We start from the raw sequence: 12,122 nt of genomic DNA, 5'->3' as shown, positions 1-12,122 counted from the left end.
CCCCTCCATGCGGCGCGACAGGCCCCGGCGAGGATCATCCCCGGCAGGATCATCGGAGGTAGCCCCGAATTACGGAAGATGCGGAAAAGCGGTTGTGCATGGATCTCGGATTGCCTCTTGGCGGGGTGCAGGCTAGCAGATGTCGCATGACATCCTACGCAGAGCCTTCCGCCGATACCAGCACCCGCCCTGCCTTCCTGCAGGGCATGCGGGACGGATCCCCCTTCCTGCTGGTGGTGGCACCCTTCGCGCTGCTCTTCGGCGTTGTCGCCACCGAGGCCGGGCTGAAGGTCTACGAGGCGCTGGTCTACTCGGTCGCGGTGATCGCGGGGGCGTCGCAGTTCGCCTCGCTGCAGCTGCTGCGCGACGGGGCGCCGGTGATCGTGGCGCTGGTCTCGGCGCTGGCGGTCAATCTGCGGATGGCTATGTACTCGGCCTCGCTGACGCCCTACCTGGGTGGCGCGCCGCTGTGGAAACGGGCCCTCGCGGCCTATTTCCTGGTCGATCAGAGCTATGCCGTCTCGATCGTCACCTTCGCCAAGCGTCCCGAGTGGGGCGTGTCGCAGCGCATGGCCTATTTCTTCGGGGTGATCCTGCCGATCTGCCCGGTGTGGTACGCGATGACCGTCGTCGGGGCGCTGGTCGGCTCGGCCATCCCGCCCGCGCTGGCGCTGGACTTCGCCCTGCCCATCACCTTCATCGCCATGGTCGCGCCGATGCTGCTGACCGTGGCGCAGATGTCGGCCGCGGGCGTCGCCATCGTGCTGGCGCTGATCTTCGCCGGGCTTCCCTACAACCTGGGCCTGCTGATCGCCGCCCTGGCCGGGATGATGACCGGTGCGGCCATCGAGAAACGCCTGGAGGCCCGCAAATGACCCCCGAGACCGCTGTCCAGGCCATCGACCGCACCGACCTCTGGATCGTCATGCTGGGGCTGGGGCTTGGCAGCTTCCTGCTGCGTTTCGCCTTCCTCGGGCTGGTCGGCAACCGGCAGATGCCGGAATGGCTGCTGCGCCACCTGCGCTACACGCCGGTCGCGGTGCTGCCCGCGCTGGTCGCACCTCTGGTCGTCTGGCCCTCGGCCACCGGCGGAGACATCGACCCCGCACGCCTGACGGCGGCGCTGGTCACCCTGGCGATCGGGGTCTTCCTGCGGCGCACCCTGCTGGCCATCCTCGGCGGGCTGGCCGTGCTCTACCTGATGCTCTGGTTCATCGGCTGAGACCCTGCGGGCGCAGCGCCTCGGCGCGCGACGCCCCCTGCCTCATGCCTCTTCGGCGCGGGGAACGGTCGTGCGGTCGACACCCAGAACGCCATTCGGCGGCAGGCCACCCGGCGGGGTGTAATCCTCGTAGTAGATGACCGTCGGCGCCCCGGTGACCTCGGCGAAGCTCTCCTCCAGCTGGGTGGGGAACCAGCTCGTGCGCAGACCCTCGAAGCCGGGCAGTTGCTTCAGCAGTGCCGAGGTGTTGCGGGCGCAATGGGCCGCAGGCGCCGCACCGCTGCGATAGGCAAGGGCCAGGGCCTGCGAGGCGACCTCGGGCGAGACGACGACGGTCTGGGTCTCGACCCGGTGCGTCGCCCGGGCATGCATCGAGCGGAAGCCTTCCCAGAAGATCGGGCTGATACCGACCAGAACGTCGCCTTCCCGGCGAATCTGGGCATGACGGAAAGAGCCCGCCGGATCGAAGATCACGCGCTCTTCGGCGTTGATCATCAGCGCGGTATGAGAGCCCTTGCCACTGTCGTTGGTGCGGATCGTGATCAGGGTCAGCGAGGGCGGACCACTGTGCACGTAGCTGCCACGCGCAACGTCGGGGGCGGGCTGCACGTAGTCGGCATTGCGGGCACCACAGCCCGCAAGCGTGGCAACCGCGGCGAGGGCAAGAAGTAGGCGTTTCATGAAACTCTCCGCGGTCACGGCGCACACACCGGGGTCAGGGCGCCCCGCGGGCGCGACCGACATCCGGCGCGGGCGATGGATCAGCTGTTGAACAGGGCGAGGAAGATCAGCACGCCGATCGACAGGCCTGCCACCCAGGTCGACGCCTTGATGAAGCCTTCGAAGGTCTTTTCCTGCGTTTCGGTGTTCATGCTGCCATGCTTGTGTTCGGCCATCGTTCGGTCCTTCCGGTGGTCGGGTTGCTTGGGTTCGAATACTTCAAAGCGCCGGGGCTGTCACCACTTTCGGGCGCCCCTGCGGCACTTGGGCCCTGCCCGCGCCCGCTCAGGCGCCGGCCTTTTCCAGGTCAGCCCGCAAACGGAAGCCGATGCGCGCCGGCTCGGTATGCTCGGGCTCTTTCGGCGTGGCGCGCAGCACCACCGACAGCTGGCTGACATGCTGCACCAGCTGCATCCGCGCGCCGGCGGAATCGCGGCCCGAGAAGGTCACGATATCCGGGTCGAAGTAGCCCATGCCCTCGATTCGCAGCACGCCGGCATCGCCGCCGGCGAAGCCCATGGCGACCTCGTGGTCGGCGTCCAGGCTTTCCTCGAACTGCTGGATATAGAGGATCAGCCTCTCGTAGGCCCAGGCGGCGGGGCTCTTGGATTTCGCCGGCTTGTCGATGACGTTCTCCGGCAGGGTCACCGCCGGCCCGCCATCGGCGCGCGCCTCGTGACGGCAGGGAAGGATCGAATCCTCCACCGCCTCGGCGCTGGTCGCGATCATCCTGTCTTCACTCATCCGGGCCTACCTTCCGCTTTGCCACAGCCAGGCGCCGTCCTTGCGCGCCCGCCGGGTGATCTCACCTCTCTGGTACAGGTAGTTAAGGTGCGCCACCGCTTCGGCCATGGCCAGCCCGTAATTTCCCTCGTCGATCTTGCGCATGAAGAGCTGCGGGAAGCAGTCGACGGCGGTGCGCGGCATGGCCAGGAAGACCTTCAGCCGCTCCAGCCCCGAGACATGGTTGTCGATCATCTGGCGCAGCCGCACCGGCAGCCCGGTATAGGGCAGCTTGTGGCCGCAGAGCACCAGCTGGTCGTCGCGGGCGTGCTCCAGCAGCCCCCGGCTGACCTCCAGGAACTCGCCCAGCGGATCGGCCTCGGGCTCGGTCGGGTGGACGCCGATGTTGGGACTGATCGACGAGAGCAGCTGGTCGCCGCCGATCACCAGGTTGTCGTCGCGCGACCACAGGGTGACATGTTCGGGCGCATGGCCCTGCCCCATGCGGATGTCCCAGTCGCGGCCACCGGCGCGCAGCACCCCGCCCTCTTGCAGGCGGGTGTAGCCCGTGGGCAGCGGGTGGACGATATCGGCAAAGTTGAAAGGCCGCGCCTCGCTGCGCTTGGCGACCAGCCGGGGATCCATGCCGGCCCGGTTCCAGAAGGCGCGGGCTTCGGGGCTGGGGGCCTCCTCCACATCCAGCAGCAGCATCCGCCCCATCAGGAACGAGGTGCGAGAGGTCAGATGCTCGGCGCCGCGCAGCATGAACCAGCCGGTCATGCCGATATGGTCAGGGTGGTGATGGGTGCTGAGCACCCGGGTCACCGGCTTGCCCGCCAGCGGCCCGGCCAGCAGCGCCTCCCAGAGGGCCACCGCCTGCGCGCTGTGGACCCCGGTATCGACCAGGGTCCAGCCCTCGCCATCCTCCAGCGCATAGAGGTTCACATGGTTCAGCGCCATCGGCAGGGGCATGCGGATCCACAGAACGCCCTCGGCGATTTCGACCGCCTCCCCCGGGGCCGGAGCATCTTCCCAGGGAAAGCGGATGGCGGCCTGATGTGTCACGCGGAAAGATCCTCGACGCTGAGAGCGTAGAGATCGGCACTGCCGACCGTGGCATGGGCCAGCAGGCCGACATGCTCGGGCAGCAGGCGGCGGATGTAGAACTCGGCCAGCCGGGCACGGGGCCCCTCGCCCCCCTCGGCCTGCGCGGCCTTGAGGTGGAAGTAGCCGCCCAGCACGCGGGCAAAGCCCATCAGGTAGGGCACCGAGCCCGAGAACCGCTCGTTCAGATCGCCCTGGGCCAGCATCCACTCGGTCGCCTCGCGCAGGGTCTCGACCGCCTGCCAGAGCGGTTCGGCCAGGGCGGGCCTGTCACTGCGCAGCCCCTCGGCAAAGCCCTGCATCTCGTCGATGAGGGCAAAGGCCGCCTCGCCCTTGTCCATCATCTTGCGCGCCACGAGGTCCATGGCCTGGATGCCGTTGGTGCCCTCGTAGATCGCGGTGACACGGACATCGCGGTAATACTGCGCCGCGCCGGTCTCCTCGATGAAGCCCATGCCGCCGTGGACCTGCACGCCCAGCTCGCTGACGCGCATCCCGGCTTCGGTGCCGAAGGCCTTGGCGATCGGGGTCAGGAAGGCGGCGCGGGCGGCCCATTCCGGTGCGCCGGTGGCCGTCGACATATCCAGCGCCACGGCACAGGACAGCGCTATGGCCCGGGCGGTGAAGATATCTGCGCGCATGGTGGCCAGCATCCGGCGCACGTCGGCATGATCGACGATGGTGCCGGTGCCGCCCTGCCCCTCGATCGGGGTGCGGCCCTGCCTGCGGTCGAGCGCGAATTCCAGCGCCTTCTGGTAGGCGCCCTCGGCGGCGCCGATGCCCTGGATGCCGACACCCAGCCGGGCGTTGTTCATCATGGTGAACATCGCCGCCATGCCCTTGTGCGGCTCGCCGACCAGCCAGCCGGTGGCGCCGTCGTATTCCATCACCGCTGTCGGGCTGCCGTGCAGGCCCATCTTGTGTTCCAGGCTGACCACCCGCAGGCGGTTCGCCTCGCCCAGCGAGCCGTCCTCGTTCGGCAGGTACTTGGGCACCATGAACAGGCTGATGCCCTTGGTGCCCGGCACCCCGTCGGGCAGCCGCGCCAGCACCAGGTGGCAGACATTGCCGCCGAAATCGTGATCGCCCCAGGAGATGTAGATCTTCTGACCCGAAATCGCGTAGCTGCCATCGCCATTCGGCTCTGCCTTCGAGCGCAGCGCGCCGACGTCCGATCCGGCCTGCGGCTCGGTCAGGTTCATCGTGCCGGTCCATTCGCCGGAAATCAGCTTCGGCAGGTAGATCTCTTTCAGGGTGGCGCTGGCGTGGTGCTCAAGCGCCTCGACCTGGCCCTGGGTCAGCAGCGGGTTCAGCCCCAGCGACAGGCACGAGGCCGCCAACATGTCGTTCATCGCCGAGGTCAGGGTCAACGGCAGCCCCATGCCACCATGCTCCTCACCGGCAGAAAGACCCAGCCAGCCACCCTCGGCCAGCGCCCGGAAGCCCTCGGCAAAGCCCTTCGAGGTGCGCACGACGCCATTCTCGACCCGCGCCGGATCCAGGTCGCCGTTGCGGTTCAGGGGCGCCCAGACCTCTTCGGTCAGCTTCCCCAGTTCCGACAGGATCGCCTCGACCGTGTCGGGCGAGGCCTCGGAGAAACGCTCGGTCGCGGCGATCTCGCCGAAGCCGACAACATGGTCGAACAGGAAGCGAAAGTCTTCCAGGGGTGCGCGAAATGGCATGAGTGGTCCTCCCTCGGCCGCTTGGCAAGCTGCGATACCGGCTGTAGGACAGCCGGGCCCGGGTTGCAAAGGTAACCGCCGGGTCAGGTTCATCAAAGCCAAACGCGGCGTCACGAATTTCCCGGGGGTCCTTCCCCGGCCGCCGCAACGGGGCACAGGCACATGGTCAGCACCACCCTTCTGGACAGCGACGCGGCCTCCCTGGCGCAGGCGGCAGAGCTGCTGCGCGGCGGAGCGCTGGTCGCCATGCCCACCGAGACCGTCTACGGACTGGCCGGGGACGCCACCTCGGACGCGGCGGTGGCGGCGATCTATGCCGCCAAGGGCCGCCCCTCGTTCAACCCCCTGATTGCCCATGTCTGCGACATGGACATGGCCGCCTCGCTGGTGGACTTCCCGCCCGAGGCGCTGGCCCTGGCGCGGGCCTTCTGGCCCGGACCGCTGACCCTTGTGCTGCCGCTGCGCGCCGGGGCGCCGGTGGCGGCGCGGGTCACGGCGGGGCTGCCGACCCTGGCGCTGCGCATGCCTGCCCACCCGGTCGCCCGCGCGCTGATCGCCGAGGTCGGACGCCCCCTGGCGGCGCCCTCGGCCAATCCCTCGGGCCGCATCAGTCCGACCGAGCCGGCCCATGTGCTCGCGGGCCTCGACGGGCGCATCGCTGCGGTGATCGACGGCGGCGCCTGCAGCGTGGGGGTCGAATCGACCATCCTCGCGGTTGCCGAGGACGGCGCGGTGCGCCTGCTGCGTCCCGGCGGCATCGGTGCCGAAGAGGTGCTGGCGGCCACCGGGCTGACCCTCTCGGCACCGGAGGCGAACGCGGGCATCGAGGCACCGGGGCAGATGCTGTCCCACTACGCGCCGCGCGGCAGCCTGCGGCTGAACGTCGGGACGCCGGACCCGGGCGAGACCCTTCTGGGCTTCGGCGCCGTCGAGGCGCGTCACAACCTCTCGCCCTCGGGCGACCTGTCAGAGGCGGCATCGCGGCTCTTTGCCCTGCTGCACCGGATGGATCACGAGGGGGTGGCGCGGATCGCCGTCTCTCCGATCCCCGAGACCGGAATCGGGCGGGCGATCAACGACCGGCTGCGCCGGGCAGCGGCGCCGCGCGACTAGATCCGACCCGGATCGCCCCCGGATCAGGCCCCCCGGATCAGGCCCGCCCCGATGCGGCCGAAAGAGAGCGTGGGTCGATCCCCTGGGCGGTCATTGCCAATTCCCACTTGCGGTCATCCTCGGTCGAGAAGACCAGCCCGGGCGTGACATCGCCGGTCAGCCAGCCGTTCTCGGCGATCTCGGCCTCCAGCTGCCCCGGCGCCCATCCGCAATACCCGAGCGCCAGCAGAGACAGTTCCGGCCCGCATCCGGCGGCGATGTCCTCGAGCACATCCAGCGACGCGCTCATCGAGAACTCCTCGCTGACGTTCAGCGTGCCGACGGCGGCGTCGTAGTCGGGCGTGTGCAGGACGAAGCCGCGCTCCATGTCCACCGGGCCACCGGCATAGACCGGTGCCGGGCGCAGCGGCGTCCGCAAGGGGATCGAGAGCTCACGGAACAGCGACGGCATGGTGACATGGTCGGCAGGCTTGTTGATCACGATACCCATCGCGCCATCCGTGGAATGGGCACAGACGAGGATCACCCCATGGGCAAAACGTTCGTCGGCCAACCCCGGCATGGCGATGAGGACCCTGCCAGTGAGATTGAACTGTCTCGGCAATTTTCCTGCCCCTAAAGACCCGTACAAAACCCCACCTGTTAACCATCCTTGACGCCCGCCCGCGTCATTTGCAACCGAAAAGACCCTGCATTGCAGGGTGTGACGGGGCGGTAAAGACGCCTTCCCCTCTTTGTGAGTTGGCATTTCAGGCGGCAGGGGGCATCTCTGCGGCATGATCAGACGTGTCTTCCGCCTCTCCTCCTTCTTGTCGCTGCTGTCGCTGGTTGCGGGACCGCTTGCTGCCAACCCCTACGACGATGTCGTCTCGGCCCGGGTGCTGCCGGGCTGGCGCGGCGCGGACGGCGCGCATGTGGCGGGGCTGGAACTGGTGCTGGAAGACGGCTGGAAGACTTACTGGCGCGTGCCCGGCAGCGCCGGCATCCCGCCGGTCTTCAACTGGGCCGGCTCGGACAACCTCAGCGACGTCGAGATCGTCTGGCCGCGCCCCGATGTCTTCGACCAGGGCGGCCTGCGCTCCTATGGTTATCATGACCGGGTGATCCTGCCGCTGCGCATCGCCCCGAAGACCCCCGGCGCGCCGATCGCGCTGCGGGCCGATGTCTTCCTTGGCGTCTGCAAGAACGTCTGCGTGCCCCTCGAGATTTCCTTCGCCGCCGAGCTGCCTGCCGAAGGCGCCCATGATCCCCGCGTCGCCGCCGCCCTTGCCGGGCGCCCCTATACCGAGCGGGAAGGCAAGGTGCGGACAGCGGTCTGCCATGTCTCGCCCGATCCCAAGGGGATGCGCATCCAGGCACGGCTGCAGATGCCCTCTGCCGGGGGACGCGAAGTGGCGGTGATCGAAACGCCCTGGCCCGAGATGATGGTCTCGGACTCGGTGACGCGCCGCGATGGCGGGATGCTGATTGCCGATGCGCTGATCCATGCGCCGATGTCGGGTGCGATGCACCTCGACCGCTCGGCCCTGACGATCACGGTGCTGGGGCAGAGCTACGCGGTCGAGATCCAGGGCTGCGACGCGGGCTGAGCCCCGGTCCGCCCGACGTCGGCGGACAAGGCAGAGGCCAGTCAGGCCGACCGCCCCCTCAGGCGGGCCGGCGGCCCCGCATAAGAACCAGCGCCGCGCCAAGGAACAGCACCAGCACCACGAGGGCCGCGCCCACAAGGAACAGCAGCAGCGCCGCCGCCATTGCGGGCAGCGCCAGCACCCCGTCCAGCGGGGCGATCAAGCTGCCGGTCCACAGCGCGGAGCCCATGGTCGCGGCGAACCAGCCCAGCACCAGCGCCAGACCGGCCAGCGCAACGCCCCGCAGCGGCCCCGCCCGGCGATCCGCCAGCGCCCGGCGCAGACCGCGACGCAGGCGCGCGACGTCCTCCTGCATGGCCAGCAGGGCGGGCACCACCAACAGGACCAGCACCATGCCGAAGCCCAGGCCATAGACCAGAGTGACCACCGTCGGCATCAGGAACTGCGCCTGGCTGGACTTTTCGTAGAGCAGCGGTGCCAGGCCCAGCACCGTGGTCATGGTGGTCAGCATCACCGGCCGCAGCCGGTCGGCCGCACCGTCGATGATCGCCGGGCGCAGCCCGCGCGTCTGCGCATATTCGTCCACGGTCGAAACCAGCACGATGGAATCGTTGATGATGATCCCCGTCATGCCAAGCAGCCCGACCACGGTGAACATCGACAGCGGCACATCCCACAGGACGTGGCCGAAGAAGGTCCCGACCAGCCCGAAGGGGATGATCGCCATGACCACGAGGGGCCGGGTCCAGCTGGCGAAGACCCAGGCCAGCACCAGGTAGATCCCCGTCATCACCGCGATGAATCCGAAGAGCGCATCCGACATGAACCTGTCCTCCTGTTCGGACAGGCCGCCGAGGCGGAAGTCGACCTGCTGTTCGGAGGCGATGCGCGGCAGGATCTCGGTTTCCAGGGCGCGGCGGATCTCGCTGGCCCGGGCCGGGTCGTCGTCGGCGATTTCTCCGGTGACGGTCAGCACCCGAAGCCCGTTCTCGCGCCGCACCGTCGAGAAACCCGAGCGCCGCTCGACCCGCACGATATCGGCCAGTGGCACATAGACGCCTTCGGGGCTGCGCAGCATCATCCGTTCAAGGAAATCGGCCGACAGCTCGTCCTCGGGCAGTTCGACGCGGATGGCGGCTGATCGGGGACCGACCGGGTAGGTCGCCGCCTCGATGCCGTTCAACCGGTTGCGCAACACGCCGCCCAGGTCATCCACCGTGAAGCCGAGGGCCTGCCCCTGCGGCGTCAGCTCGAGGATCATCTCTTCCTTGTCGTAGGACAGGTTGTCCTCGACCGCCGAGACCTCGGGATAGCGCAGCACCGCCTGTTGCAGCGCCATCGACGCCGCCTTCAGCACGTCCGCATCAGCCCCGTAGAACTGCACGTTGAGCGAATCCCCCCCCGGGCCCGAGCCCCATCCGCGGAACGAAACCACCTCTGAGAGCGGATGCGGCTGCACCTCCCGTTGCAGGGCTGCGACGAAATCATTGCTGGAATAGGGCCGGAAATCGGGCTCGATCAGCTCGATCGTGATGGCGCCCAGCTGGTCGGCATCCTTGGTGTCTGCCCCTGCCAGGTCGCGGCCCGAGTTGCCGCCGATCTCGGCGATGACATAGGCCAGCGGATTGGTGCCGTGCTCGGCCTCGAGCCGGTCGGCAACGGTTTCGACGGCGCGCTGCAACTCGCGCATCATGGCCAGGGAATCCTCGCGGGTCGCACCGGGGGCCATCATGAAATTGCCGGTGATCGAGCCACGCTCCGGCGAGCTGAAGAAGCGCCATTGCAGGTCGCCGCGGATGAAGTTCGACACCTGGCCGGCGAAGATCACCAGCACCAGGGCAAGCACCGGGTAGCGGGCCCGGATCACCACCGCCATGAGCGGCCGGAACAACCGGTCCCGGCCCCAGCCGAAACCACGGTTCACCACCCGCGAGGGCATGTCGTACCACTTCTGCTCGCCCGCGTGCGTCAGGGCGTGGGACATGTGATTGGGCAGGATCAGGAAGCATTCCACCAGCGAGGCCAGCAGCACCACGATCACGGTGAAGGGGATGTCGGCGATCATCTGGCCGAAGCGCCCCTCGATCACCGTCAGGCCGAAGAAGGCGATCACGGTGGTCAGCGTCGCCGAGAAGACCGGCATCGCCATGCGCCGCGCCGCGGTTTCGGCCGCCTCGACAGGGCTTTCGCCGCTGCGGCGCACCTGGGCGTCGGCGTATTCGGCGACGACGATGGCGTCATCAACCACGATGCCCAGGGTGATGATCAGCGCGAAGAGCGAGATCATGTTCAGCGTCAGCCCCGAGACATACATCAGCGCGATGGCAGTCAGCATGGCCACCGGGATCCCCGCCGCGACCCAGAGCGCCGAGCGGGCGTTGAGGAACAGGAACAGCAGTGCCAGCACCAGTCCCAGCCCCATGAGGCCGTTTTCGACCAGCAGGTCGAGGCGGTCCGATATCTGCTCTGCCCGGGTGCGGATCAGGTCGATCGAACTGCCTGCGGGCATGGTCGCCTGAAGCTCGGCGGCGACCGCCTCGACCTGTCGCTGGATGCCGATCGCATCCCCCATCTCGCTGCGCGAGACATTGACCGAGATCGCCGGGTTGTCGCCGACGAAATAGGTCCGCTCGCGGTCCACGCCCTCGACCCGGATGCGGGCCACGTCGCCCACGGTCAGGGTCGAGCCATCCGGGTTCGAGCGCAGCACCAGCGCCTCGATCTGGCTGGCCGAGCGTTTCTCGGTGCCCGCCCGGATCCGGGCATTGGCACCGGTGACATCCCCGGCCGGACTGGCATCGACCTCAGCGGCGATGACCGAAGAAATCTCGGCCATGGTGACGTCATGGGTGATCAGGTTCAGCGAAGGCACCTCGACCACGATACGGGGCGCGGCGAGGCCGCGGATGGTCGTGCGAGACACTCCCTCGGCAAACAGCCGGGTGACGAACTCGTCGGCGAAACGGGCAATCTGGTCCACCCCCATCGGGCCGGTGATCACCACGTCGGTCACCGTGTCCCGCCAGCCCGAGCGGCTGATCACCGGGTCGTCCGCCTCGTCCGGCAGGGACGAGACACCGTCCACGGCCGATTGCACGTCCTCGGCGGCGCGGGCCATGTCCCAGCCCGGCTCGAACTCAAGCGTGATGCGGGCGCTGCCCTCGGTCGAGCGGCTCTCGCTGGACATCACCCCCTCGACGGCGATCAGCGCCGGGTCGAGAAGCTGGACGATGGCGCGGTCGACATCCTCGGCCCCTGCCCCGTCCCACGAGACCGAGACCCGGATGTCGTCGACCACGATATCGGGGAAATACTGGGCCCGCATGCGCGGCAGGGCGGCGATGCCGGCGGCCAGCATCAGCACCAGCAGCAGGTTGGCGGCGGTGCGGTGACGGGTGAAGTAGCTCAGGATGCCCTTCGCGGGGCCGGGCGCGTCGCGCATCATGGGATCAGCCTCCGCGCCGGTTCTCGATCCGCTCGATCATCTGGGCGGGCACCTCGGGCTGTTCCAGCTGGCTCAGCATGCGGCTGCGGATCTCTTCCGGCATCCGCTCGTTGGCGCGCAGCATCTCGACCAGCTCGGCACGGCGCTCCGGCGTCAGGGCAATCATCTCGCCACCGCGCGCGGCACCGCCCGGTGTCCCGGGTCCGCCCCGCAGGGTCGAGGCCGCCTGTTCGCCGCCCGCCTCACTGCCGGCCTTGCGCATCGGACGCACCAGGATCCCGGCCCCAAGCAGGGGCGTGCGCTGCGCCACGACCTCGCGCCCCTCCAGCGCCTCGGCGCTGACCAGCACGTCGTCGCCCTGGCGGCGCACCAGCGTCGCCTCCAGCTCTTCCAGCCGGTTGTCGGCGGTGATCGCCAGCACCGTCCCGGTCGCAGACAGCGCGGTCGCGGGCAGTCGAATCAGGTCGGGCAGCGGGTTTTCCTGCACCCGCACCGTCACGAAGTCACCGGGTTTCAGCCCCGGT

Annotated in this window: 11 protein-coding genes and 1 pseudogene; 4 read left to right on the top strand and 8 right to left on the bottom strand. The window is 68.7% G+C overall.

Going from position 1 to position 12,122, the window contains the following annotated elements:
* The first annotated feature begins 146 nt into the window (after window positions 1–146).
* Both OS124_RS0113110 and OS124_RS0113105 read left to right on the top strand, forming a co-directional pair.
* Complete coding sequence (locus OS124_RS0113110) at window positions 147–875, top strand: AzlC family ABC transporter permease (RefSeq protein WP_010140146.1); 729 nt, start codon at window positions 147–149, stop codon at window positions 873–875.
* Entirely contained in the window at window positions 872–1,222 is a 351-nt protein-coding gene (locus OS124_RS0113105) for an AzlD domain-containing protein (RefSeq protein ID WP_010140144.1), read from the top strand. Before OS124_RS0113110 ends, OS124_RS0113105 begins: the two co-directional genes overlap by 4 nt.
* A 42-nt stretch (window positions 1,223–1,264) precedes the next feature.
* On the opposite strand, the gene OS124_RS24620 is transcribed toward OS124_RS0113105, so the two are convergent.
* From OS124_RS24620 to OS124_RS0113080, 5 genes are all read right to left on the bottom strand, one after another.
* The gene (locus tag OS124_RS24620; protein ID WP_010140143.1) at window positions 1,265–1,903 is read right to left on the bottom strand and encodes a hypothetical protein; all 639 of its coding nucleotides are present in this window, start codon (window positions 1,901–1,903) and stop codon (window positions 1,265–1,267) included.
* An 80-nt stretch (window positions 1,904–1,983) separates the two neighbouring features.
* Window positions 1,984–2,118 carry an aa3-type cytochrome c oxidase subunit IV gene (locus OS124_RS0113095; protein WP_010140142.1) on the bottom strand — a complete coding sequence of 45 codons (135 nt, stop codon included), beginning with the start codon at window positions 2,116–2,118 and terminating at the stop codon, window positions 1,984–1,986.
* A 109-nt stretch (window positions 2,119–2,227) separates the two neighbouring features.
* Window positions 2,228–2,686, bottom strand: coding sequence for a DUF6173 family protein (locus OS124_RS0113090; protein WP_010140141.1), 459 nt, complete (start codon window positions 2,684–2,686; stop codon window positions 2,228–2,230).
* Between the two features lie 6 nt (window positions 2,687–2,692).
* Window positions 2,693–3,730, bottom strand: coding sequence for an MBL fold metallo-hydrolase (locus tag OS124_RS0113085; RefSeq protein ID WP_010140140.1), 1,038 nt, complete (start codon window positions 3,728–3,730; stop codon window positions 2,693–2,695).
* On the bottom strand, window positions 3,727–5,451 hold the full coding sequence (locus tag OS124_RS0113080; protein WP_010140139.1) for an acyl-CoA dehydrogenase: 1,725 nt from the start codon (window positions 5,449–5,451) through the stop codon (window positions 3,727–3,729). The genes OS124_RS0113085 and OS124_RS0113080 overlap by 4 nt, the downstream gene beginning before the upstream one ends.
* 162 nt (window positions 5,452–5,613) lie before the next feature.
* On the opposite strand from OS124_RS0113080, the gene OS124_RS0113075 reads away from it, so the two are divergent.
* Entirely contained in the window at window positions 5,614–6,564 is a 951-nt protein-coding gene (locus tag OS124_RS0113075; protein ID WP_010140138.1) for an L-threonylcarbamoyladenylate synthase, read from the top strand.
* A 37-nt stretch (window positions 6,565–6,601) separates the two neighbouring features.
* On the opposite strand, the gene OS124_RS0113070 is transcribed toward OS124_RS0113075, so the two are convergent.
* Window positions 6,602–7,126: a YqgE/AlgH family protein gene (locus tag OS124_RS0113070; protein WP_010140137.1), complete on the bottom strand. Its 525-nt coding sequence runs from the start codon at window positions 7,124–7,126 to the stop codon at window positions 6,602–6,604.
* 214 nt (window positions 7,127–7,340) lie between these two features.
* Between OS124_RS0113070 and OS124_RS0113065 the strand changes: the two genes are divergently transcribed.
* Window positions 7,341–8,153: a protein-disulfide reductase DsbD domain-containing protein gene (locus OS124_RS0113065; RefSeq protein ID WP_010140136.1), complete on the top strand. Its 813-nt coding sequence runs from the start codon at window positions 7,341–7,343 to the stop codon at window positions 8,151–8,153.
* A 58-nt stretch (window positions 8,154–8,211) separates the two neighbouring features.
* Here the strand turns inward: OS124_RS0113065 and OS124_RS0113060 are convergent, their stop codons facing one another.
* Window positions 8,212–11,598, bottom strand: a complete 3,387-nt coding sequence (locus OS124_RS0113060; protein WP_010140135.1) for an efflux RND transporter permease subunit — start codon at window positions 11,596–11,598, stop codon at window positions 8,212–8,214.
* 4 nt (window positions 11,599–11,602) lie between these two features.
* Window positions 11,603–12,122: pseudogene (locus OS124_RS27485) on the bottom strand (efflux RND transporter periplasmic adaptor subunit); the annotation flags it as partial.

Source organism: Oceanicola sp. S124, assembly GCF_000220565.1.
Taxonomy (GTDB): domain Bacteria; phylum Pseudomonadota; class Alphaproteobacteria; order Rhodobacterales; family Rhodobacteraceae; genus Pseudooceanicola.
This window is presented reverse-complemented; position numbering and strand designations above follow the sequence as displayed.